The organism is Corynebacterium sp. HMSC072G08 (assembly GCF_001809185.1).
Taxonomy (GTDB): domain Bacteria; phylum Actinomycetota; class Actinomycetes; order Mycobacteriales; family Mycobacteriaceae; genus Corynebacterium; species Corynebacterium phoceense.
Genome location: NZ_KV796463.1, coordinates 1 through 23,522, shown reverse-complemented (window position 1 = coordinate 23,522; position 23,522 = coordinate 1). Strand labels below are relative to the sequence as shown.

The window sequence follows — 23,522 nt, the reverse complement described above, 5'->3', positions numbered from 1 at the left end:
CGAGGCGTTGAAGAAGACCGGCGATACGAAGCACATCGACAAAGAAGCCCGCGAGCTGGTAAAGAAGGTGGTTAAGCCGCGCACCCCTAAGGCCGGCGTGCGCTTTGCTCAGCACTCGGACGGCAACGCCTCGCTGACTATCTGCGGGCCGTCGGCGGACCTAGCCGACATTCGCGATTCCATCGACAAAGACCAGCCCATCGAGTCCGTGCTCGAGCATTGGTTCGGCGAAGAGAAAGCCGCGCAGCCGACGATCACACTTATGCTCGTGACCACGATGGACAACTACGCCAAGGCCTGTGAGGGTCACGAGGTGTGGTTCCAGTTGTCCAACGGCGCGGTGATTTCCTCGACGGAGCTGGCGACGCGGACCATCAACGACTATGGCTTCCACGTGCTGTTGCACCCGGTGTACGGGCCGGTGAATCTGCACCGGATTTCGCGGTTTGCCTCCACGAAGCAGCGGCTGATGGCCATGGGGGAGAATCCCGTCTGCCCCTGGCCGGGCTGTTCGAAGGGTGCGCACGATTGCCAGGTGCACCACCTGGAAGCCTGGCGCAACGGAGGGGAGACGAGCCCGGAGGATCTCACGATTGCGTGCCAGTATCACAACGCCGTCAACGAGGTGGATGGTCGCGGGTTCTTAAGAAGGCGCGGAACGATTTACTGGGTGCCACCCAAGGGCTGGTACCACCCGCCGGGAACGCCGGTCGCGCCGGAGCTAGAAGGACCATTGCCGGCGTGGGTGGAAGAAGAAAAGCAACTGCTCGAGGAGGAATTTATGAACGCGCGGTAGAACCAGCCGAACGCTTGGCGAAGGTGATGATGGAGACCACCACGAGGCCTAGGAGGAAACCGAACACGAGCGAGATGCCGGTGTCGATGAGCCATTGCAGGGCTCCGTTTGAGGTGATCGCTGCCGCGCGCTCGATGAGGTTGTGGAGCTCGTGCGCGCCGAATTCGTGGAGACCGTTGATGACGATGTGGCCGCCGACCCAGAGCATGGCGAAGGTACCGATGACGGAGATGATGTTGAGGGCGATGGGCATGCCCTTGACGAGGGCAGTGCCCAGCGGAGACTTGCCGTTGCGGCGCTTGAGCAGTCCGATGCCCATGTCATCCATCTTCACGAGGAGGCCGACGACGCCGTAGACGCCGAGAGTGATGAGGATAGCGACGGCGATGAGCGTGCCCAGGCGCAGCCAGAACGTCTCCTCTATAACGGCGTTGAGGGAGATCACCATGATTTCCGCGGACAGAATGAGGTCCGTGGTGATGGCAGAGGAGACCAAGCGGTCCTCGGCCTCCTTGGGAGACTCGCTCGTGGGAGCGGCATCCTCGTGGTGTTCATCGCGCTTGAAGAAGTGGATGACCTTCTCCGCGCCCTCGAAGCACAGGTACGTGCCGCCGGCCATGAGGATGGGAGTAAGCGCCCACGGCGCGATCCAGGACAGGATGAGCGCGATGGGCAGGATGATGACCAGCTTATTGCGCAGCGAGCCCTTCGTGATGCGCCAGATCATGGGCAGCTCGCGCGCGGGCTGGACGCCTTGGACGTACTGCGGGGCGACAGCGGCGTCATCGATGACAACTCCGGCTGCCTTGATAGAGGTTCTTCCAGCGAGTGTTGCAACGTCATCGACGCTCGCCGCGGCGGAGCGGGCGATGAGCGCGATGTCATCGAGAAGGGCGAAGAGTCCACCGGCCATGAAGAAATCCTTTGCGCTAGGGAGGGGATTGACGCGCCAATCTTACTGGTTGGCTAGCCTTCCGGCACGAGTTCGACATGCTCCGCCCACGTGAGTGGGTAGCCAATGGCCGTGAGCCAGTCAATGACGTTGTCGTTGTGGCGGGTAATCCCGTCGACGGCGCGCAGAGTGGCGTCGATGGCGAACTCGGCGTCCTCGGCGGAGATGAGCCCCTGTGCGGTGGCCTGCGAGAGCTCGTCGATGTCATCGACGGTGATAGGGGAGCCGGTCGTGGAGAGAAGGTCGATGTAGAGGTCGCGGGTGGTCCAGGCGGCATCGGAAAGCTCAATGCTGGCGACGTCGATGTAGAAGTCCTGGTAAAAGTGGCCGCCCGCCCGCTCATGGAACTTGTTGACACGCAGACCTAGGCCCGGAAGTAGCCAAGACTCCAGGTAGCCGAAGCGCGGGTGGTTGGCGCCGCGGGCCATGTAGAGGCCGAACTCGTGGCGCTCGTACGCGTCGACGGTGCGGTCGATGCCCTTGGGATCGACGTTGATGTGGTCAGCGAGGCGGAAGGTCTCCAGCTTCGGCGCGTGCATTACTTGGCCTCGATGATGGCGGCGGTGGGGGCGAAGGTGCAGCGCGACTCGGCGGTGTTCACGGCGCCGGAGAGCACGGCGACGACGGTGCCGGTGCCGGTCTGCGCGCGGCCGGAAACCGTCGTGGGGCCGTCCGGGTTGATGCCGTGGTTGGTGAGCGGGGTTTCGCCGAATGCGAAATTATCGATGTTGAACCACTGGACCCTCATGGCGCCCTGGTTGGGGGCGGCGGTCTGCGTACCCAGTGCGGTAAAGAGGAAGACCATCTCGCCGGGGCCAGCGCCAGGCGCCGGGATGTCCGTGGGGCCGGGCACGGCGATGGCGGAGCCCATGGCGTCTTGCTGGCCGCCGATGCAGTTCGCGGAGACCGTCGGCCAGTAGAACTGGGTAAAGCCGGGGCCGCCGTCGACAAGCTGGACGCCGCCCTCGCCGGTGGCACCCTCCCCGGTGCTGAACGCCAGCGCAGAGAGCACGGCGTTGCGGAGGTCCTGCGGAACGAAAGGCTGATCCACGAAGGCGTGAATGCGCGACTGCGTCTCCGGCGTGGGGCGGCCTAGGCCGTCGAGCGGGTTGGAGGACGCGGGCAGGCCGGTGACGGAGGAGAAGTCCGGCGCGGCGGCAGTGGCGGGCACAATGGCCGCAGCGGTGGCGGTCGCAGCGAGCGTCGCGGAGGCAACGCACGCAGCGGCGGCACGGCGCAGGACGGTAACCGAGGAGCTCACGGGTAAAGGGTTTCCTTCTGTGGATAGGAGACAATGCAGTCGGGCACGCTCCGCGCGAAGGCACGAAGATACACCGACGGCGGCGTGGGCTACGCCGCACCGACGAGGACGGCCAGCCAGCCATCCGTGTCGGGCAGAGCGTAGGGCGCGCCGCTGAACAAACATTAAGTTATTGTCAAATAATCAACATGAGTCACAATAGTCACTTGAGTTTCTCGGTCAACTAATGAGGCTGGATTTTGTGGGGCGCCTGTGAAATTGTTACCGATCTGTGACTTTTGGTTGGGGTGTGCGACGGTGTTGGGATGGGGTGTGTCGTTTCCTGCGAGAGTGTGCTCGCGGTGAGAATGCCCACTCTTGGTCGCTGTGGGGTGGCTGTCGTGGTCCTTAATGCTGCGTCTTTGCCGTGTTGGGGGTAAGATTCTTACCCGTTCATAATTTCCCCGTGCAGACGGCGGTGGCATTCGGGCCCCGCTTGACGGACATGAGCGCCCTTATCCGCAGGCCTTCTGAGGTCGCTGCCAGGGTAAGCGGTGCGGAACTGCCACTGGTGCGGGAAATTTCACCCCCAGATTCTTAAAGGAGAATCCCCCTCGTGACCCAAACCGAGTTCCGCAACGTCGCCATCGTCGCCCACGTTGACCACGGTAAGACCACCCTCGTCAACGGCATGCTGGAGCAGTCCGGCGCTTTCGGTGACCACGGCGAGCACACGGACCGCGTCATGGACTCCAATGACCAGGAGCGCGAGCGCGGCATTACCATTCTCGCGAAGAACACGGCCATCCACCGTAAGGGCCTGGGCAAGGACGGTGGCGACCTCATCATCAACGTCATCGACACCCCGGGTCACGCCGACTTCGGCGGCGAGGTCGAGCGCGGTATCTCCATGGTCGACGGCGTTGTCCTCCTTGTTGACGCGTCCGAGGGTCCGCTGCCGCAGACCCGCTTCGTGCTCACCAAGGCTCTCGAAGCCAAGCTGCCCGTCATCATTTGTGTGAACAAGACGGACCGCCCGGACGCACGTATCGACGAAGTCGTTGCCGAGTCCCAGGACCTGCTGCTCGAAATCGCTGCGGGTCTCGACGACCCGGAGGCCGAGGCCGCTGCGGAAGAACTGCTCGACCTGCCGGTTCTGTACGCTTCCGGTCGTGCCGGCATTGCGTCTACCGAGAACCCGGGCAACGGCAATGTCCCGGAGGGCGAAGACCTCCAGCCGCTCTTCGACGTTATCTACAACGTCCTGCCGGAGCCGTCTGCTTCCGTCGACGGCCCGCTGCAGGCACACGTCGCCAACCTCGACTCTTCTGACTTCCTCGGCCGTATTGCTCTGCTGCGTATCTACTCCGGCAAGATCAAGAAGGGCCAGCAGGTCGCGTGGATTTCCTGGGACGAGGACGGCAACGAGGTTGTCAAGAACGTCAAGGTTGCCGAGCTGTTGCGTACCGTCGGCTTCGAGCGAGAGCCGGATACCGAGGCCATCGCGGGCGACATCATCGCTATCTCCGGTATCCCGGAGATCATGATTGGCGATACCATCGCTGATGTCGACAACCCGGTTGCTTTGCCGAAGATCCACATCGATGAGCCGGCCATCTCCATGACCATCGGCGTCAACACCTCGCCGATGGCCGGCCAGGGCGGCGGCGACAAGCTCACGGCTCGTATGGTCAAGGCCCGCCTCGACCAGGAGCTCATCGGTAACGTCTCCATCAAGGTTCTGCCCACCGAGCGTCCGGATGCCTGGGAAGTCCAGGGCCGCGGCGAGATGGCGCTGTCCGTTCTCATTGAGAACATGCGCCGCGAGGGCTTCGAGCTCACCGTGGGTAAGCCGCAGGTCGTTACCCAGGTCATCGATGGCAAGACCATGGAGCCGTACGAGATGCTCACGGTCGACACCCCGTCCGAGCACCAGGGCGCCGTCACCCAGTTGCTGGCCACCCGTAAGGGCCAGATGCAGTCCATGGACGTCCGCGAGGGCGACTGGGTCCGCATGACCTTCCGTGTTCCGGCCCGTGGCCTCATCGGCTTCCGCACCCAGTTCCTCACCGAGACCCGCGGCGCGGGTATCGCCAACTCCATCTCGGATGGCCTGGACGTCTGGGCTGGCGAGATCAAGTCGCGTGCCACCGGCTCGCTCGTCGCTGACCGTTCCGGCCAGATCACGGCGTACGCGCTGCAGCAGCTCGCAGACCGCGGCGATTTCTTCGTGGAGCCGGGCATGGAGGCCTACGAGGGCATGGTCGTGGGCGCCAACAACCGTGATGAGGATATGGACATCAACATTACGAAGGAAAAGAAGCTCACCAACATGCGTTCCGCTACCGCGGATGCCACGGTGACCCTGCAGAAGGCCCGCACCTTGTCCCTCGATGAGGCGCTGGAATTCTGTGGCGGCGACGAGTGCGTCGAGGTTGCCCCGAACGTCCTGCGCGTGCGCAAGGTCGAGCTGTCGGCGACGGACCGTAAGCGCGCTGCGTCGCGCGCAAAGCAGCTGAATAAGTAAGATTCTGCTTCACACGGCGCCGCCGCGCCCGCCTGCTCTCACGCAGGAGGACGCGGCGGCGTTCGTCTGTGCGCTGCACGGCGCTACAGTAGGCTCGACAGAATTACCGTAGAAAAGCGGAGAAAGTACGAGACATGGTGCGATTCCTCCAGCCCCTCCTGCGCGGTGCGACTGCGCTCGTGTGCGCCTGCGCGTTGAGTGCGTGTGCTGCCAACCCCGGCCCGCCGCCGGTTGTCGATGAAGAGGAAGCCGCGACCGTCACGGGGACTCCCACGACCACGCGCGCGGCGACGGACGTGCCGGAGCGCACCACGGTTTCCATCGGCGTTGATCCGCTGGTGGGCGGGCTCAATCCGCATCTCGCCGCGAATAATCAGGAGCTCGTCCAGCAGCTCACGGACCTCGTGCTGCCGTCCGCGTTCCGCAACGGCGTCATGGATACAGACCTGCTCGATAGCGCCGAGGAAGTCGAGGCCCCGCGGGGTGTTGCGCAGCGCGTGCGGTACAAGATTTCCTCCGCCGCGCAGTGGTCAGACGGCACGCCCATTTCCGCGGCAGACTTCAGCTACCTGTGGCACGGCATGGTGACCACCGCCGGCGTCCAGGACCCGGCGGGCTACCGAGCCATTTCGACGATTGCCTCGAGCGACGGCGGGCGCGTCGTCACCGTCGACTTCCGCGAACGCGTCGCGAACTGGCAGGGGCTCTTCCACGGGCTCGTGCCGTCCCACCTGCTCGGTGACGTCGCCTTCGATACGGTCCTGCATGACGATATTCCTGCCTCGGCGGGCCGCTACCTCGTCGCGACCGTGGACCGCGCCCGTGGGGTCATTACGCTCAACCGCAACGATCGTTACTGGGGCAAGGACCCTGCGCGCACCGACGTCATCATGTTGCGCTCGGTCCGCGACGCGGAGCAGGCCATCAATATGCTGCGCTCCGGCCAGATTGGCTTCGCGGACTTCACGCCGGAGCAGACCACGCTCGAGGCGCTCTCGCTCCTGCCGGATGTCGACGCGGAGACGGTGGATACCGCGCGTCAGTTGCGCTTGCATGTCGCGCTGCCCGAGGAAGCTCGCGCGCAGCTCGCGGAGCTCATCGATGCCCGCCAGGTTGCACGGTTGGCCACCGGGCGCACCGCGCCGCTCGATGTCCCAGGCCAGGCTGCCGATGCCCCCTCGTCCGAGGCGGCAGACAACCCCGACGTCGCAGAGCTCGTCGCCTTGGGACGTCCCGTGCACATCGGCGTCGATCCCTCCGATACGACGGCGGCTACGGCGGCCAATATCCTCGTCGACCAGCTCGCCCTGCACGGCGTGAGCGCGAAGGTGGTTGCGGACCGCATGCGCACATTGGCGGCGGAGTCGTTGCCCTCGGGCACGGTCGATGCCGTGTTGAGCTGGGATACTGTGGACGAGAATCCACTCCGCGTGGCCAGCTCCTACGTCTGTGCGAGCGATCCGGTCCCGGTGGGGACAACGTCGTCAGCTGCACCAAGCGCGGCTGACCCAGCCGGGTCGACCACGCCGGGTTCGCCGGAGCCTTCTGTGGCAGACACGTCGGCAAAGGATAGCGCGGCGGCGGAGCGCACGAGCGAGGAGACCGCGACGTCGCTGGGCGATCTGTGGGACGAGGACGAGACTCCGGAGACCTTCCCGGGCGAGCTGTCCGGCGTGTGCCCGCCGGACGCGGCGGTGACGCGTGCGGCGATTCTGAGCGGGGAGACGAAGGCTGCCGATGCCGCCCGCGCGTTGGCGGAGTGGCAGGCGCGCAGCCACGTGGTTGTTCCGCTGCTCGCCGAGTCACGGCTCCTCGCCCTGGGAGAGGGCATCGTGGGACCGGGGACTACAGTGGACGCATGGCGCGCGGGACTCGCGACGGCACCCGAGTGGACGCCCGAGGACAAGGACCTGGCCGCGACGTCGACGGCCACCCGCGAAGCAGCGCGAGGTGCCGATAAGGGCGCAGACCAAGACAACGACGCGAAACAGGGCACGAACGAGGACAAAGGACGAAAAGAATGACGGATTTGACTGGCTTCCGCGTGGTCGCGGTGCATGCGCACCCGGACGATGAGGTCCTCTTTACCGGCGGCACGCTCGCGGACCTGGCGCGCCGTGGCGCGACGGTCACCTTGCTCACGCTCACACTGGGCGATGAGGGCGAAGTCATCGGCGAGCCGTACCAGAGCGTCGTGGACAACGGCGTGCTGGCAGGCTTGCGCGTGCGCGAGCTCGAAGACGCCGTCGCGGCGTTGGGCATCGAGCACGAGTTTGTGGGCGGCGCTGGCTTCTTCCGCGACTCGGGCATGGAAGGCTCACCCGCGCACGAGCACCCGCGTGCACTGGTCAACCGTGTCGAGGAGGCGGCGGGGCACCTGCATGGCCGGTTTGCGGAGCTCGACCCGCACATTATCGTGACCTACGGTCCGGACGGCGGCTACGGCCACCCGGACCACATCGCGGTGCATAAGGCGGTTCACACCGCGGCGGGAGACCGTCGCGTGTGGTGGGCTGTCTTCGACCGCGCACAGAACTACGCGGGCCTCGACACACTCACCGAGCCCGAGGGCTGGCAGAAGCCGGACAGGGACTACCTCGATAACTTCACGAACGAGGCCTCGGAGACTGAGACGTTCGTGCGCTACCCGCTCGATGACGCGGCGTACGCCGCCAAGCGCGCGGGCATGGCCGCCCACCCGACGCAGATCTGGCTGGCGGACGGAACGGTGTCGCGGACGAACCCGGTCTCGGCCTTCGCGGGCATCGGCGACCCGGCCGTGGCGCCGGTGGCCTTCGGATTGTCGAACCTGCTCGTCATGCCGTTGCTGCGCGCCGAGTTCTATCACCTGGGCCAGGCAGGTACCGCCGCGGCGGCGCCAGCAGAAGGCGCTGCAGGTTTGTTCGCAGGACTCGAGCGATGAATAACACGCAGGCGGAGCAGCCTTCCCAGCAGGCCCGAGAGCAGGCGCAGCCGGTGATTCGCACGAATTTCGATCGGGGCGAGGCGGTGACGGGATTGGTGTGGCTGAGCCTCGGTGCAATCTTCTCGTTGCTCCTCGAGGTGGTTTACCTCGGCGCGCGTCTGCCGCTGGGGGAGACCTCCATCCCGTTCCCCGTGACCATCGCCGTGGCATTTGGATTCAACCTTGTCCTCACGCGCACGGCGCTGTTATGGTCGCGCCGCACGCTTGTCGCCGCGGTGCCCCTTATCGTGTGGACGCTGGGCTTTTTGGCTCTGGCGCTAGCAGGGGGCATCGGCAGCCTGCAAGCGTTGCCCGCCACATTATCGACCATCCTGTTATTTGCGGCTGGAGTAGCCGGGGGCGGGTGGCCTTTCTTCAATGGGAAGTGACATACTAGGTAAGTTCACATCCCCCTGACGTAATCTCAATTTTTCGGAAGTGATTTCAAACCCATGACGTACACTATCGCGCAGCCTTGCGTCGACGTGATGGACCGTGCCTGCGTTGAGGAGTGCCCGGTCGACTGCATCTACGAGGGCAAGCGTTCCCTCTACATCCACCCTGATGAGTGCGTGGACTGCGGCGCCTGCGAGCCCGCGTGCCCCGTCGAGGCCATCTTCTACGAAGACGACGTGCCGGACGAGTGGCTCGACTACAACGACGCGAACGCGGCGTTCTTCGATTCTCTGGGTTCCCCGGGCGGCGCTGCGGCGCTGGGCCCGCAGGACTTCGACGCTCCGCTCGTTGCTGCCCTCGGTCCACAGAACCAGGACTAGCAGAAAGACTAAGTAATCACCGCTTGCGTGGGAGAGGACAATGATGGCACGCACGCCGCTAGGTAATACACTTCCGGATTTCCCTTGGAACTCGCTGGCCGGAGCCAAGGCTAAGGCCCAGGCGCACCCGGACGGAATTGTCGACCTCTCGGTGGGCAACCCCGTTGACCCGGTGGCGCCCGGCGTGCAGCTGGCGCTCTCCGCTGCCGCAGAGGCTCCCGGTTATCCGGCCACTGCCGGCACGCCGGAGCTGCGCCAGGCCATCTTCGACGCGCTGTCGCGACGCTACAACATTGCGGTCGAGTCCCCGGCGGCGACGCTGCCCGTGGTGGGCACGAAGGAAGCCATCGCCTGGCTGCCTACTCTGCTCGGCTTGCGTGGCGAGACCATCGTCATCCCGCCGGTGGCGTACCCGACCTACGAGGTGGGCGCGCTCATCGCGGGGGCCACGCCGGTGCGCGAGTCTGACCCGGCGAAGTTCGGCTCTGCTGGCCTGGCATTTATCAACTCGCCGTCGAATCCGACGGGCGAGGTGCTCACCATCGAGTACCTGCGTGAGGTTGTCGCGTGGGCACGCGCGAATAACGCGATTGTGGCTTCGGACGAGTGCTACATCGGTCTGGGCTGGGACGATGAGAAGCAGCCGGTCTCCATCCTCGATCCGCGCGTGACGGACGGGGATAACACGGGCCTTATCGCCATGCATTCGCTGTCAAAGTCCGCGAATATGGCGAGCTACCGCGCGGGCTTCTTCGCCGGCGACGCTGCGCTTATCGCGGAGCTGCTCGAGCTGCGCAAGCACGCCGGCCTTATCACGCCGGGCCCCATCCAGGCGGCCATGGTCGCAGCGTTGGAGGACGACGACTCAGAGGCGCTGCAGCGCGGTCGCTATGCCGCGCGCCGCGCCAAGCTTGTGCGTGCGCTCACGGACGCGGGCTTCCGCATCGAGCATTCCGAGGCAGGTCTCTACCTGTGGGCTACCCGTGGCGAAAACTGCCGCGACACGGTCGACTGGCTGGCCGAGCGCGGAATCCTTGTCGCCCCGGGCGACTTCTACGGCCCGGAGGGCGAGCAGTTCATTCGCATGGGGCTGAATAGCACGGACGAGCGCGTCGACACGGCGTGCGCGCGCCTTGCGGCCTAACTCTCCGGTCGGCTCCTGGCGACCGCCGGCGCGGGAGGGAATCTCGCCGCGCAAGACGGTCCTTGTGGGCCGGGTGCCTGCCGACGTTGCCTATTGGGCGGCATCGGCAGGCGATTCGCCGTTTTCACCGGGGGAGCGGCTGCCTGCGGGACGTATTCTGGAGCGGCCCGTGCCGGCGTGGTACCACCCCGCGGTGCCGCCGGAGCCGCCGATTCCTTTCCACTACGAGGTGCTCTACGCTGACCGCGACCTTATCGTCGTGGATAAGCCGCATTTTCTCCCCACGACGTCGAATGGGCGAATTGTGCGCGAGACGGTGCAAACGCGGCTGCGCGTGGAATATGGTGAGGACGAGATCGTGCCGCTGCATCGGCTCGACCGGCTCACGTCGGGTGTGGTCGTGTGCTCGCGTAACCCGGCGACGCGTCGGGCGTACCAAGAGCTGTTTGCGCGGCGGAAAGTGCACAAGGAATATCATGCGCTCGTGTCCTCACCGTTGGAGCGCGCGGCGGGCGTCGTGGACCTGGGCATGCGCAAGGAGCGGGGCGAGCGCCAGGTGCGCGTGGATCCAGCGGGCACGCGCACGCGGACGTGGCTTGAAGGCCGCGGTGACGAGGTGGTGCTGCGGCCGGAGACGGGGCATACGCACCAGTTGCGCGTGCTGCTGAACTATCTTGGCTCGCCGATTGTGGGAGATGACACGTATCCGGTGGATAAGGGACTGGCGCTTTACGACTTTTCTACGCCGTTGGCGCTGGTTGCGACGTCTCTGTGGTTGAGGGATCCGTTCACTGGCAAGCGGCGTCGCTTTTCAATTTCGCGGGACTGGCGGGGTACCCTAGGACAGTTATAGAAAAATCCACCACTAGGAAGGGCGCCGCCATGAGCACGTCAGTTACGGCCGGCCGCTTCGCCTCAAACTTGGGGCAGTTTATTAAATTCGGCCTCGTGGGCGGCTCAGGCACCGTGGTCAACGCGGTCATGTTCGTCGTCGCGAAGAAGTTCTTCGAGGCTGTCTGGGGTATTCACTACTACGACTCGCTGCTGGCGATCCCCTTCACGGACTTCAACGTGCGCTGGTACAACATCTTCGCGTTCATTGCCTTCTTTGTCGCGAACGTGTGGAATTACCAGCTCAACCGCAAGTGGACGTTTAGCTCCGTCGACAAAGTGTCGTGGTGGCGCGGGTTCTTTCCGTTCCTGCTCACCGGCATCGGCGCTTATGTGGTTTCGCAGGTCGTCATGATTGCGTTAGTCAATCCGACTTCGCCCATTTCACTGTCCTCGGAAATCTTCGATGACTCCTCAGGCCTACGCAACAAGAGCTACTGGGCCAACATCATCTCTATCATCGTGGCGATGCCCATCAATTTCATCATCAACAAGTTGTGGACCTTCCGTTCCACGCCCAAGGCGCCGCGCGTGGTGGAGGAAAGCCACCCCGCCTAGGCCGTCTCCTGTCCCCGGCGCCGCAGCTCAGACTGCGGCGCCGGGGTTTCTACATGGTGATGTCGGGGGCCGCGCTAACGTTGGGGCCATGAGACGTTTCTTATTCCTTCCCCTGTCCCTGATCACCGTCGCGGCGGCGGGCCTGAGTGCGTGCACGTCGTCTGATCCGGAAGTCATCGTGGTGACCTCGACGGCACAGCCGCAGCCTCGGGCTGCGGAATCCTCTGCGGCCGCGGCGGCGAGCACTGCGAATGGTACTGCGTCGGCGGAGAACACGAAACCCACGGACGACTATGAGGCGTCGAAGGCCGAGTCGGACAGGCTGCGTGCCGAGGCAGAGGAGGCGGGCCTTACGTGGCTGCACCCAGGCGCGTTTGCGGGTGGCATCGGCACGGGCGAGTATCGCATTCGCTTTGGCATGGGTGACTGCTCCATCGCGGACGAAGGCGCCACTGTGCGCTGCATGATTAACCAGATGGATGCGCCTTTGGTCGAGGGCGCTGAGGGGCAAACGCCGGCCAACCTTGTGGAGCGTACCGAGGATGGCACGTTCCGCTACGGATACGTGGGCAGTGATGACACGATGGCGTCTGAGCTTGGCGGCGACAACTATAAGCGCGTGCGCGAGATTAAGGCCGGCACACAAACCGATGTGGAGGGCGTGCGCGTGACCTTCAAGGGACCAGGCGAGGAGCTGTATCTCAGTGTCACGGCAGCCGACGGCCACGGCTTTGAGGTGAGTGAGCGCGGGAAGCTGCGCATGAAATAAGGCGTCGCCGGGCGCACAGACACGAGTGCCCTGGACTCCGCGGGGAGTCTAGGGCATGGGGTGCGTCTTGGGGTCAACGCGGGGAGCGACGGGGAGCTTAGGGCTGAGTCCTAGACGCGGGGTGCATCGGAAGCATGGGCGGTGTCGGGCAGCGGCAGGCGCGCGGTGGGGGAGATGCCACGGACCTTGGCATTGATGATGCCGGCAACGGTGAGGACGGCGAACATGGCGGCGGCGGAGACGAGTTGGACGCGCGCGGAGGCATCGGAAAGCATGAGCACGGCAAGTGCTACAAAGATAGCGAGTGCGAACCACGTGAGGTAGGGGAAGGCCCACATGCGGATGGGCAGGGGGTGGATGGTCTCAAGCTGGCGGCGCAGGCGCAGCTGGCTCACCGCGATGAAGACCCACACGATGAGCAGCGAGGCGCCTGCGGCGTTGAGCATAAAGGTGAGCAGCCAGCCGGTGTCGGCGTAGTTGAGGATGACCATGACCACGGAGAGCGCCACGGACAACGCGATGGCGTTGGTGGGCACGCCTTTCGCGTTGGTCTTGGTAAAGAACTTGGGGGCCTCACCGCGGGCGGCGAGCGAGTGCATCATGCGCGAGGACGCGTAAATCTGCGCGTTGAATGCGGAGAGCAGCGCTAGGACGATGATGACCTCCATGAAGCCGGCAGCGCCGGGGATGCCCGCGCGTTCGAGGACCATGGTGAAGGGCGACTCGGCGGCGGACTTCGCGTTGCCCAGGGACGAGTAGGGCAGGAGGAAGGTGATGACGAGGACGGAGCCCAGGTAGAACACGGAGATGCGCAGGATGGTCGAGCGCACGGCGTTGACCAGGGAGCGCTTAGGGTCCTCGGATTCGGCGGAGGCGATGGCGACGACCTCGATGCCGCCGAAAGCAAAGGCCACGGCGAGAAGTGCCGCTGCGACGCCGCCCAGGCCGTTGGGCATGAAGCCGTCCGCGAGGAAGACCTCGCTGCCGATGAAGGTGTGGCCGGGCAGAAGGCCGAAGATGAGGAGCGCGCCGATGATGAGGAAGGCGACGATGACGATGACCTTAATGGCCGCGAACCAATACTCGAACTCGCCGAAGCTACGGACGTGGAGCAGGTTAATGATGCCGAAGATGGCGACGCAGATGGCGGCGGGGATCCAGGGGGTGACGCCGAACCATGCGCCGATGAAGCCGGCCGCGCCGGTAATCTCTGCGCCGAGGACGGCGACGGTGGCCAGCCAATAAATCCAGCCCTGTGTGAATCCGGCCCAGCGGCCGATACCGTGTTCCGCGTACTCCGAGAACGAGCCGGAGGCGGGGATGACGGTGCCCATTTCGCCGAGCATCTGCATGACGAGGATAGCGAGGAAGCCAGCGATGACATAGGCGACAAGGACGGCGGGGCCTGCGGCGGAGATGCCGACGCCGGTGCCGAGGAAGAGTCCGGCGCCGATCGTCGAGCCGAGCCCCATCATCGTGAGGTGGCGGACCTTGAGACCGTGGCCGAGGGTAGAGGAGGATGTATCAGACACACTCATCATGCTAGTTCGGCGGTGGGGCGCGGTCCGCATCAGGGGCAGCGGAGCATACCCCACCGGCGACGGGGAGCGGCGGGCCGCCGGAGTGGGCGGTGTGCCGGTCCGCGGGGCTAGGCGGTGTGCGCGAGCACGACCTTGCCGTCGACAGCATCAGCAAGGATAAAGCCTGGCTCAAGTTCCGGCATGGGGAGCAGGAGCAGGTTTTCCACTGCGCGTTGGACGTGGCGGGCGCCGAAGGCCGGTTCGTAGCCGCTGTCCGCGATGAGGTCCACGGCGGCATCGGTCACCGTAAGCGCGTAACCATGGCCGGCCAGACGTGCGGTGATGCGCTCGATCTCCTGCAACGCGATGGCGCGGATGGTGTCCTTCCCCAGTGGCTGGAACGGGATGATGGCATCCATGCGGTTGACGAGCTCCGGGGCCATGGACTTCTTTACGGCGCCGAGGACGCGCTCGCGGCTAGCTTCCACGAGGTCGGTCTGGGTGCCGCCGCCAAAGCCCAGCGAGCTGACGTTCATGCTCGTGGCGCCGAGGTTAGAGGTCATGATGATGACCGTGTCGGAGAAATCCGCGACCTCTCCGCGGGAGTCCGTGAGACGGCCGGCATCGAAGACCTGGAGGAAGGTATTCCAGACCTTGGGATGTGCCTTCTCAATCTCGTCGAGGAGGAGGACCGTGTGCGGCTGCTTGCGCACGCGGGTGGTGAGCCAAGAGTCGGGCTCGGTGGAGCCGACATAGCCCGGTTGCGGACCCGTGAGGCGGGAGATGGCCCATTCCTGGTGGTACTCGCTCATATCGAGGCGGATGAGGCGCTGCGCGTCATCATAGAGTGCCTCGCACAAGGCCTTGGCCAGCTGCGTCTTACCTACGCCGGAGGGACCGGCGAAGAGAAAGACGCCGTTGGGACGCTGCGGGTTGAGATCCCAGTTGAGGTGGGTGAGCGCCAGGCGGCGTGCGGTGACCTCGCAGGCGTAGTCCTGGCCGTGGACCTGCTTCTTGAGGGCGGCGATGAGCTCGGCAGAGCGGACGCGCAGATTATCCGAGGAGGTCAACGTATCAACGTCGGCGGTGGTCACTGCCCGAGCCCCACGCAACTGCGCGGAGCGGATGGCCGTGCGGGCGCGGTTGATGCCCACCGCAGGCTGGCGCAGGGTGTCCGTAGGCGCGGCGGGGGCCGTGATGAGGGGACGAACGTCCTCGTCGACCGTGAGCTGGGCGGCGGCTGCCTCTTCAATGAGAACCTGCTGCACGAGCTCCGTGGCCTCGGCGTTAGTGAGTGGCGGCAGCGTGACCCGTACGGCGGCATCAGCCAGCGCAGCATGCTGCTCCTCGAAGGTGCCGACCGCGGCCTGCGGCAGCACGAGGACCGGATGCGGTGTGGCGGTCACATGGAAGGTATCGACAGCAGCGGCGACGTCCGTCGCCGTATAGGGCGAGGTGAGACCCAAGATGGTCTCGACGCAATCGAGCACGACGATATGTGTGGCGTCAATGCCTGCGAAGGCCTTGCGCAGGGAGCGGAAGTTCAGCGCCTTGCTAAAGAGGAAATCGGGATTAAATCGGCTGACCGAGACGCCGTCTTCGGCCATTGCTGCGAGGTAGTCGGCGACCTCGCTGGTGCGCCGGCCTTCCGGAACTACGACGACGCAGGGCACCTCGGGCGCGCCGGTTGCCTGGACGTAGGCCTGCCGTATGGCGGCGGTCTGCGACTCGGGGACTGCGCGGGCTTCTGCGGCGTCTAAGAACCGGGAGCGTGGGCCAGCAGAATCTTCTGACGCAGCGTGGGCCTGTTCGACGGTGCGTGCCTCGCCTGCGGCGCCGGTGGATTCAGCGGTTGCGCGTTCCCCGGACTGCGCAGTCGGGGCGGGCGTGTCCAGCGTCGCCATCGCGTTCGGCGCTGAGTCCGATGAAGAGTCCGTTGCTGCGACCGGTGTGGCGTTGGGCGCGGCGGTGGCGGCCTCGGCGGTTGACGTGGGACGCAGCAGGGAGCGGAAGGTTTCGGCCTTCTGCGGTGGAGCGGACTCCTGGAGGCGACGCACGGAGACGTCGAGCGCGGACAAGGACGCGTGGGCCGACGTGCGAAGCAGGTCAGCACCGCCCTCGCCAAAGATATCGGCGAATAGCTTCGGGTACTTGTCCTGCAGCGCGGCGGCTAAGTGCCAGGCCGTGGCCGGCTCAGAGCGCTTCTTGGCCTCCGCTTGTGCGTAGTCGGACAGGGTAAGGAGCGTGGAGGTGGAGAGCATGGCGTTTAGTCGTCGATGTAGTGTTCGCCACCGAACTGTGCAATGAACTCGTCATCAAAGCTGTCACCCGCGATGGCGACCGTGTAAAGGGCGTTGAGGAATTCATCCGGGTCGACGGTGTCGCCCAGAATGAGGTGTTCGACCAGGACGGCCGTGACATCGCGGTCAAGCTTGTCGTTGTGCGCAGTGTGGATGGCGAAACGACCAAAGATGTAGTCGTTATTGTGCTCGAGCAGCCACGCCTGCGATTCGGGGGTCATCGGGGCGTCCCAGACGGTCAGCGCAGTGATACGGATAAGGACGTACGGATCCTCACCATCGCGCTCTTCGAAGGTGATGTGGACTGGGACGTTTCCGTTGATGATCCGGTAGCCGTCCGGAAGCAGGCTCACCTGGCCGGTGTTCTTGTCCTCCATCAGCCAACGCTGGACCTTGTCCTTGATTTCCAGAATGTTCGACATAATTCAAGCTCCTGCACTAGTAGGTGGGCCGTCACAGACGGCGGGGAATGGGTGTCTTCTCGGGGTGGATGCAACTGTGCGAGAAGAACAAGCCTAAGTGTAGGAGACGGAGGCCACACGAGGGGACGAGTTTACGTACATTTCACGTAGATCTGTTCGAATGGCATGGCTATGCGCAGGAAAACGCGGACCCCCCGCGCCGCGGGATGCGGTGCGGGGTGGAGGCGAAAGCGACAGCGCGTTAGTTCTTGTGGAGCGCGTCGTTGAGCTTGACGGCCGAGGCCTTCCACTCGGTGGCCTCGACAGCGCCGGTGACGGAGTTGCGGCGCAGGAGGAAGCCGGAGCCGCCGGAGAGCTGGGAGCCCTTGACGGTGTCGCCGTCGGCTACGCCGAGGGCGGTGGCGACGGCGCCGTGCACGGCGATCTTGGTGCCGGCGGTGACGTAGAGGCCGGCCTCGACGACGCAGTCATCGCCGAGGGAGATGCCGATGCCGGAGTTCGCGCCGAGCAAGCAGCGCTCGCCGATGGAGATGACTTCCTTGCCGCCACCGGACAGCGTGCCCATGATGGAGGCGCCGCCGCCCACGTCGGAGCCGTCACCCACGACGACGCCAGCGGAAATGCGACCCTCGACCATGGAGGTTCCCAGCGTGCCGGCGTTGAAGTTGACGAAACCTTCGTGCATGACGGTGGTGCCCTCAGCGAGGTGGGCGCCCAGACGCACGCGGTCCGCGTCGCCGATGCGCACGCCGGATGGCACGACATAGTCGACCATGCGCGGGAATTTGTCGACGGAGAAGACGACCACGGGGCCACGGGAGGCGAGGCGGCCGCGGACCATCTGGAAGTCGGCGACGGCGCAGGGGCCGTAATTGGTCCACACGACGTTGGCGAGCAGTCCGAAGATGCCATCCATGTTGAGGCCGTGTGGCTTCACCGCGCGGTGAGAGAGCAGGTGGAGGCGCAGGTACGCGTCGTAGGCGTCCACCGGAGCCTCGTCCAGGTCCTTGATGGTCGTCTCCACGGCGACGCGGGCGACGCCACGCTCCTCATCAGGGCCGACGAGGGAAGCGAACTGCTGCGGGGCCTGCTCCAGGCGGGTGGTGCCGGTCGCGTCCACAGGCTTATCCGTATACACAGCAGGGAACCAAACGTCGAGGACGGTGCCGTCGTGAGTGAGCGTGGCCAGTCCGCGGGCGGATGCTGAGGTCATGAGAAGTCAGAGTACTTTCGTGAGGTGAATGTCTAGTAGGGCAGCGCCGCGCCGCGGCGCATATTGTTTCAGGAGTCTAGCCGACCATGAAGGGAATCTCAGGTCAGTGATACCTGGCTCACACCTGACCGGGGGCTGCGGTAGAGGGGGTACGGACAAGCTTCTCGCGCTTGCCCACCGGAAGCACCACGGCGAGGACGATGAGGGCGGCGGACAGGACGAGTACGGCGATGACCTGGCCGCGCGCGGACGGGTCGAAGACCATGAGCACGATGAGTGCTGCCATGGCGAGCATGACCAGCCACGGGACGTAGGGAAAGCCCGGCGCGCGCAGCGCGGTGATCTCGCCATTGGCCTTGAGCTGCGGGTGGAGCTTGAGGTAAGAGCAGGTGATAAACAGCCAGATGACGAGCAGGCAGCCGCCCACGGCGTTGAAGAGGAAGGCGAGCAGTCCCGGCGGGTTCCAGTACTGCAGGCCCACCGAAGCAAAGGCGAAGATCATCGAGAGGATGACGGCGTTGACGGGGGAACCAGTGCGGGAGGTCTTGAGGAAGAGCTTGTGCGCGTTGCCCTCGTGCGCCATGTCGAAGACGAGGCGGGAGGTGGCGTAGATCTGTGCGTTAAACGAGGACAGGAGGGCGACGACGATGACGACCTCCATGACGCCGACGGCGCCCGGCAGGCCGGCCTGCTCGAGGACGAGCGTGAACGGCGACTGTGCGGCGACGTCCGCGTCGTGGATGCGGTCGAAGGGCAGCAGCAGCGAGATGATGGCCACGGAGCCGACGTAGAAGACGATGATGCGGAAGACGGCGGCGCGCACGGCGGTGGACACGTTGTGCGCGGGGTCCTCGGACTCGGCGGCGGCGATGGTGACAAGCTCGATGCCGCCGAAGGCGAAGGCGACAGCGAGCAGGCCCGCGGCGAAACCGGGCGCGCCGTTGGGTAGGAAGTTTTCCGTGAAGTTGGACAGGTGGACAGTGTCCGTGTTCGGCCACCAGCCCAGCGCCATGAGCAGGCCGATGGCGATGAACACGATGATGACGCCGACCTTGATGGTGGAGAACCAGAACTCGAATTCGCCAAAGCCACGCACAGCCGCGAAGTTGACGATGGCGAAGAGGGTCACCGCGATGAGCGCCGGGACCCACGGCGCCCAGCCGGTCCACCCCGCGATGATGGCGGAGGCGCCGGTGATTTCCGAACCCATGACCATGATGAGCATGAACCAGTAGAGCCAGCCCAGCGTAAACCGTGCCCAGTTGCCAAAGGCTTGGCCCGCGTAGGTGGAAAAGGAGCCGAGCGAGGGACGTGCGGCGGCCATCTCGCCAAGCATGACCATGACGAGCGCGATGAGCCCGCCCGCGATGGCATAAGAAATAAGGACCGAGGTACCGGAGGCCTGAATGCCCACGCCGACGCCGAGGAAGAGCCCGGCGCCGACGGCAGAACCCAGGCCCATCATGGTGAGGTGGCGTGATTTCAGCCGCTTGCCCGCTGCTGGAGAGGTGCTCATAAGGAAGATTCTTTCGCGCTATAGGCTTCAAGTAGAACGCATTAAAGCCTAACACCGGCGCGCGCGTGGCCTGTCACGGCGGTACGATGGCCACTTGTGACTCTAGATTTGCATGCTGACCCCGTCGAACTCACTGCCGCGCTGGTGGATATCCCCAGCCCTTCGCACCATGAGGAGGCGATCGCGGACGCTGTGGAGGAAGCTTTGCGTGCGCTGCGGGCTCCCATTGAGGTAGAGCGCTACGGCAACACGGTGTGTGCCCGCACGAACCGGGGGCTGACCTCCCGCGTCGTACTCGCCGGCCATATCGACACGGTTCCCATCGCGGATAACGTCCCGCACCACATGGAAGGCTCTGGCGAGGATGCCGTCATGTGGGGCTGCGGCACCGTGGACATGAAGTCCGGCATGGCGGTCTACCTCCATGCCTTCGCCGAGCTTGCCGATGCCCCCTCGCTCGCCCATGACTTGACCCTCATCGCCTACGAGGGTGAGGAAGTTGCCACCGAGTTCAATGGCCTGGGCCACTTGCAGCGCGACCATCCTGAATGGCTCGCTGGAGATCTGGCACTGCTGGGCGAGCCCTCCGGCGCGATGATCGAGGCGGGCTGCCAGGGCACCATCCGCCTACGTGTGACGGCCCACGGCACGCGCGCCCACTCGGCGCGCGCCTGGCTCGGCTCCAACGCCGCCCACGCCCTGGCCCCGGTCATGCAGCGCGTGGCCTCCTATGTGCCCCGCACCGTCACCATCGACGAATGCGAGTACCGCGAGGGACTTAATATCGTCCACCTCGAGTCGGGCGTGGCAACGAATACCATTCCGGACGAGGCGTGGATGTTCGTCAATTTCCGCTTCGCGCCGGACCGGTCGCTCGACGAGGCGATGGCCCACGCGCTCGGCGTCCTCGAACTCGAAGTGGGCGCCAACGGCGGCGAGGCTGGCGCGCCGGGCACCATCACCGTCGAGGTCGACGACGCTGCGGGTGCCGCTCTGCCGGGCCTGGGCCAGCCAGCGGCACAGGCGCTGCTCGCCGCCGTTGACGGCAATTTCAGAGCGAAGTTCGGCTGGACCGACGTCGCACGCTTCTCCGAGATGGGCACCCCAGCCGTCAATTTCGGTGCGGGCGATCCGGGCTTTGCACACAAGAAAGACGAGCAGGTTCCTGTCGCGCAGATCTGTGAGGTCGCCCGCGCGCTTAAGGCCTACCTCACCACGTCCTAAGACCTTCAACTTTCAGAAAGTACTCACACCCACATGGCACCCGAGCTCAACCACGTCACGAAAGACCGCACCCTGCGCGGCCCCATGCTCCTGCGCACCGAGGGACAGCAGGACTCCACCTTCGACCAACGGCTCCTCGAATCTGGGGCAGACCATGACTGGATGCATGCGGACCCGTGGCGCGTGCTGCGCATCCAAGGCGAGTTCGTCGCCGGCTTTGATGCGCTCTACCGCCTGCCCAAGGCCGTGACCGTCTTTGGTTCCGCCCGTCTGCACGAGGGTGACACCTACTACGACCTCGGCGTCGAGGTCGGCCGTCAGCTAGCGGGCGCCGAGTACGCCGTGATCACCGGCGGCGGCCCCGGCATCATGGAGGCCGCCAACCGCGGCGCGCATGAGGCGGGCGGCACCTCGGTGGGTCTGGGCATCGAGCTCCCGCACGAGCAGGGGCTCAACGCCTACGTCGACTTGGGCCTCAACTTCCGCTACTTCTTCGCGCGTAAGACGATGTTCCTCAAGTACTCCCAGGCCTTCATCTGCCTGCCCGGTGGCTTTGGCACCATGGACGAGTTCTTTGAGGTCCTCTGCATGGTGCAGACCGGCAAGGTGACGAACTATCCGATAGTCCTCATGGGTTCCGAGTACTGGTCCGGCCTCGTGGATTGGATTCGCCAGACTCTCGTCATCGACGGCTATATCAGTCCGGAAGACCCCGATCTCTTCCTCATCACCGATGATCCGGACGAGGCCGTGGCCCATATCGTCACATGCCACGAGGTCATTGCCGACCAGCGTATCCGCAACGCGCGCTAGTCGTCCCCACTGGGGCTTCCGGCGGCTTCTCGTGGTTTCTCCCGTGGCCTTTGCATACCGCACACTGAAAGTAAGGTAGCTTAAACAGCATGTTTTCGTGGATCCTGCTCATCCTTATTCTCGCCATTCTCGCCATCCTGGGCATCTGGGCGACGGGTAAGTTTGGTGTGAATGGTGCAGTGATGGATGGGCCAGAAGGCCCCTCCGATGTGCGCGCGAGCAACCGCGTGGCGGTCAAACACGGTGACCTGGACGACGTCCGTTTTGACGTCGTGCGCAACGGCTACCGCCAACGCCAGGTCGACGAGGTCCTCGTGGCCCTCGACAAGCGTTTCCAAGAACTGGAGGAAGAACTCGCCGCTGCCCGCGCGATGTCCACGCCTGCGCCTGACGTGGCCGCTGCCGAGTCCCCGGCCGCCGCTGCGTTTGTGGACGCCGCTGCTCCGAGCGCACCTGCGCAGCAGGCTGAACTCCCGGAAGAACGCTCGGACGAGAAGCCAGCCGAGCCGCAGGAGAAAGAGGACCGCACCGGAACGATGACGGTCACGCAAACTCCCGGCGCTGGTCCCTCGCAGGCAGGAAGCTTCATCATCGTCGATGGTCCGAGCGAGGACGAGCGCCGGTCCTAGGCTGCCACGCGATCGCCGCTATCTGTAGTGTTTCAGTCCGCTCTGCCCGTGGCCGCGACGTGACGTGGGCTAAACCCGCGGGAAAGTAGCGTAGACTAGGTGGGGTATACCCAATAACTGAGATATAAGGAGCTTCGCTCATGGCAGCAATGAAGCCACGTACCACCGGCGGCCCGATGGAAGCAGTGGAAGAATCTCGCAAGATCGTTATGCGCATCCCGTCTGATGGCGGCGGACGCATCGTCGTCGAGATGACCAAGGAAGAAGCCGCTGAGCTCGGAGCTTTGCTCACGGAGGCTGCCGGATAAGTGCTTGCCGACGTAATCGATCTTCTCGCTGATCCCGTCGACGGTACGCCATTGGCTGGCGCGGACGATTGTGCTCGTCTTGTCGCCGAGTCGGGTCACTCCTATGACGTCGCCAAGCAAGGCTACGTCACGCTTGCCCCGGGGGCTGGGCTCAAACACAAGGGTGATGACGCCGCCATGGTCGAGGCCCGTGAGACGTACCTTTCCCGCGGTCACTTCGCGCCTTTCGTGGAGGCGGTGACCGGCGCCGTACAAGACGTCGTTGACCTCGCACCGGAAGAACACTCGCCGGCGCTGCTCGAGGTCGGCGCAGGCACCGGCTACTATCTCGCGCACACACTGGACTCCTTGGACGGCGCTCGTGGCGTGGGCCTGGATATTTCTACGCACGCGGCCAAGCACTTGGCAAAGGCGCACCCGCGCATTGGCGCCGTGGTCGCAGACGCGTGGGAACGCCTGCCGCTGCGCGATGGCGTCATTGACGCTATCTCCGTTGTCTTCGCGCCGCGCAACCCCGCGGAGTTCCAACGCGTGCTCGCGCCGCATGGCCAAGTTGTCGTTCTTACCCCCGCGGCGGGACATCTCGACGAACTGCGTGCCCCGCTGGGCATTCTCGGCGTGGAAGAAGGCAAGGTTGAGCGCATGTACGAGCAAGCCAAGGGCTACCTTGAGCAAGCCGCAGACCCAGTTGATATTTCTTTCCCTATCGTGCTCGACAAGGCCTCCATCATCGCACAGGTTGGAATGAGCCCGTCTGCGCGCCACATTAGCGCGGAGCAACTGGCCGAGCGCATGGCCTCGTTGCCGGAGTCGATCACGGTGACCGCTCGCGCTCGCCTCGATCGCTTGCGCCCCGTCCGCTAGTTCACAGGTCCGGGGTGTTGCCCCGCGCGCCCCACGCTACGCGCACGGCGTTGAACGGAACAGGGGGCTAAGTAGCAAAATGTGTGTCCGCTACG

Annotated in this window: 23 protein-coding genes; 15 read left to right on the top strand and 8 right to left on the bottom strand. The window is 64.8% G+C overall.

Annotated elements, in window-relative coordinates; genetic code table 11:
• Window positions 1–796: HNH endonuclease signature motif containing protein (locus HMPREF2559_RS13100; RefSeq protein ID WP_070540872.1), on the top strand; the 796-nt coding region annotated here is incomplete at its 5' end.
• Here the strand turns inward: HMPREF2559_RS13100 and HMPREF2559_RS11715 are convergent.
• The 3 genes from HMPREF2559_RS11715 to HMPREF2559_RS11705 are packed head-to-tail and all read right to left on the bottom strand — an operon-like array spanning window position 780 to window position 3,009.
• Window positions 780–1,709, bottom strand: coding sequence for a DUF808 domain-containing protein (locus HMPREF2559_RS11715; RefSeq protein WP_066490547.1), 930 nt, complete (start codon window positions 1,707–1,709; stop codon window positions 780–782). The two genes, HMPREF2559_RS13100 and HMPREF2559_RS11715, sit on opposite strands and share 17 nt — an antisense overlap.
• 53 nt (window positions 1,710–1,762) lie before the next feature.
• A complete protein-coding gene (locus tag HMPREF2559_RS11710) occupies window positions 1,763–2,287 on the bottom strand; it encodes a ribonuclease FAU-1 family protein (protein WP_066509278.1) in 525 nt (174 codons plus the stop codon).
• On the bottom strand, window positions 2,287–3,009 hold the full coding sequence (locus tag HMPREF2559_RS11705) for an Rv1157c family protein (protein WP_066490563.1): 723 nt from the start codon (window positions 3,007–3,009) through the stop codon (window positions 2,287–2,289). Before HMPREF2559_RS11705 ends, HMPREF2559_RS11710 begins: the two co-directional genes overlap by 1 nt.
• Window positions 3,010–3,604: 595 nt before the next feature.
• Here HMPREF2559_RS11705 and typA point away from each other — a divergent pair.
• The 9 genes from typA to HMPREF2559_RS11660 all read left to right on the top strand — a co-directional run bounded on the left by typA (window position 3,605) and on the right by HMPREF2559_RS11660 (window position 12,618).
• Complete coding sequence (gene typA, locus HMPREF2559_RS11700) at window positions 3,605–5,515, top strand: translational GTPase TypA (protein ID WP_066490573.1); 1,911 nt, start codon at window positions 3,605–3,607, stop codon at window positions 5,513–5,515.
• Between the two features lie 134 nt (window positions 5,516–5,649).
• Window positions 5,650–7,539, top strand: coding sequence for an ABC transporter family substrate-binding protein (locus tag HMPREF2559_RS11695; protein ID WP_066490583.1), 1,890 nt, complete (start codon window positions 5,650–5,652; stop codon window positions 7,537–7,539).
• Window positions 7,536–8,438 (top strand): PIG-L family deacetylase, encoded by a 903-nt coding sequence (locus HMPREF2559_RS11690; RefSeq protein WP_066509285.1) that lies wholly within the window; start codon window positions 7,536–7,538, stop codon window positions 8,436–8,438. Before HMPREF2559_RS11695 ends, HMPREF2559_RS11690 begins: the two co-directional genes overlap by 4 nt.
• Window positions 8,435–8,869: a hypothetical protein gene (locus HMPREF2559_RS11685; protein WP_066509287.1), complete on the top strand. Its 435-nt coding sequence runs from the start codon at window positions 8,435–8,437 to the stop codon at window positions 8,867–8,869. Before HMPREF2559_RS11690 ends, HMPREF2559_RS11685 begins: the two co-directional genes overlap by 4 nt.
• 63 nt (window positions 8,870–8,932) lie before the next feature.
• Window positions 8,933–9,256 carry a ferredoxin gene (gene fdxA, locus HMPREF2559_RS11680; protein ID WP_066490601.1) on the top strand — a complete coding sequence of 108 codons (324 nt, stop codon included), beginning with the start codon at window positions 8,933–8,935 and terminating at the stop codon, window positions 9,254–9,256.
• Window positions 9,257–9,299: 43 nt separating this feature from the next.
• Window positions 9,300–10,400, top strand: a complete 1,101-nt coding sequence (dapC, locus tag HMPREF2559_RS11675; protein ID WP_070540874.1) for a succinyldiaminopimelate transaminase — start codon at window positions 9,300–9,302, stop codon at window positions 10,398–10,400.
• Between the two features lie 73 nt (window positions 10,401–10,473).
• Window positions 10,474–11,253: a pseudouridine synthase gene (locus tag HMPREF2559_RS11670; RefSeq protein WP_231732300.1), complete on the top strand. Its 780-nt coding sequence runs from the start codon at window positions 10,474–10,476 to the stop codon at window positions 11,251–11,253.
• Between the two features lie 29 nt (window positions 11,254–11,282).
• Window positions 11,283–11,849, top strand: a complete 567-nt coding sequence (locus HMPREF2559_RS11665; protein ID WP_066490606.1) for a GtrA family protein — start codon at window positions 11,283–11,285, stop codon at window positions 11,847–11,849.
• Between the two features lie 88 nt (window positions 11,850–11,937).
• Window positions 11,938–12,618, top strand: a complete 681-nt coding sequence (locus HMPREF2559_RS11660) for a hypothetical protein (RefSeq protein WP_070540869.1) — start codon at window positions 11,938–11,940, stop codon at window positions 12,616–12,618.
• A 110-nt stretch (window positions 12,619–12,728) separates the two neighbouring features.
• Here the strand turns inward: HMPREF2559_RS11660 and HMPREF2559_RS11655 are convergent, their stop codons facing one another.
• The 5 genes from HMPREF2559_RS11655 to HMPREF2559_RS11635 form a co-directional block, all read right to left on the bottom strand.
• On the bottom strand, window positions 12,729–14,156 hold the full coding sequence (locus tag HMPREF2559_RS11655; RefSeq protein WP_369799439.1) for an amino acid permease: 1,428 nt from the start codon (window positions 14,154–14,156) through the stop codon (window positions 12,729–12,731).
• A 110-nt stretch (window positions 14,157–14,266) separates the two neighbouring features.
• Window positions 14,267–16,399: an AAA family ATPase gene (locus HMPREF2559_RS11650; RefSeq protein WP_066509302.1), complete on the bottom strand. Its 2,133-nt coding sequence runs from the start codon at window positions 16,397–16,399 to the stop codon at window positions 14,267–14,269.
• Window positions 16,400–16,404: 5 nt separating this feature from the next.
• Entirely contained in the window at window positions 16,405–16,860 is a 456-nt protein-coding gene (locus HMPREF2559_RS11645; RefSeq protein WP_066509306.1) for a T3SS (YopN, CesT) and YbjN peptide-binding chaperone 1, read from the bottom strand.
• Between the two features lie 241 nt (window positions 16,861–17,101).
• Window positions 17,102–18,073, bottom strand: a complete 972-nt coding sequence (gene dapD, locus HMPREF2559_RS11640) for a 2,3,4,5-tetrahydropyridine-2,6-dicarboxylate N-succinyltransferase (RefSeq protein ID WP_066490628.1) — start codon at window positions 18,071–18,073, stop codon at window positions 17,102–17,104.
• 118 nt (window positions 18,074–18,191) lie between these two features.
• Window positions 18,192–19,589: an amino acid permease gene (locus HMPREF2559_RS11635; RefSeq protein ID WP_066490632.1), complete on the bottom strand. Its 1,398-nt coding sequence runs from the start codon at window positions 19,587–19,589 to the stop codon at window positions 18,192–18,194.
• Between the two features lie 96 nt (window positions 19,590–19,685).
• Here HMPREF2559_RS11635 and dapE point away from each other — a divergent pair, with 96 nt between their 5' ends.
• From dapE to HMPREF2559_RS11610, 5 genes are all read left to right on the top strand, one after another.
• Window positions 19,686–20,813: a succinyl-diaminopimelate desuccinylase gene (gene dapE, locus HMPREF2559_RS11630; protein ID WP_070540866.1), complete on the top strand. Its 1,128-nt coding sequence runs from the start codon at window positions 19,686–19,688 to the stop codon at window positions 20,811–20,813.
• A 33-nt stretch (window positions 20,814–20,846) separates the two neighbouring features.
• Window positions 20,847–21,626 carry an LOG family protein gene (locus tag HMPREF2559_RS11625; RefSeq protein WP_066490634.1) on the top strand — a complete coding sequence of 260 codons (780 nt, stop codon included), beginning with the start codon at window positions 20,847–20,849 and terminating at the stop codon, window positions 21,624–21,626.
• An 89-nt stretch (window positions 21,627–21,715) separates the two neighbouring features.
• Window positions 21,716–22,255: a hypothetical protein gene (locus HMPREF2559_RS13095; RefSeq protein ID WP_066490635.1), complete on the top strand. Its 540-nt coding sequence runs from the start codon at window positions 21,716–21,718 to the stop codon at window positions 22,253–22,255.
• Between the two features lie 140 nt (window positions 22,256–22,395).
• The gene (locus HMPREF2559_RS11615; RefSeq protein ID WP_068801645.1) at window positions 22,396–22,563 is read left to right on the top strand and encodes a DUF3117 domain-containing protein; all 168 of its coding nucleotides are present in this window, start codon (window positions 22,396–22,398) and stop codon (window positions 22,561–22,563) included.
• Window positions 22,564–23,427, top strand: coding sequence for a methyltransferase domain-containing protein (locus tag HMPREF2559_RS11610; RefSeq protein WP_066490639.1), 864 nt, complete (start codon window positions 22,564–22,566; stop codon window positions 23,425–23,427).
• The last annotated feature ends 95 nt before the right edge of the window (window positions 23,428–23,522 follow it).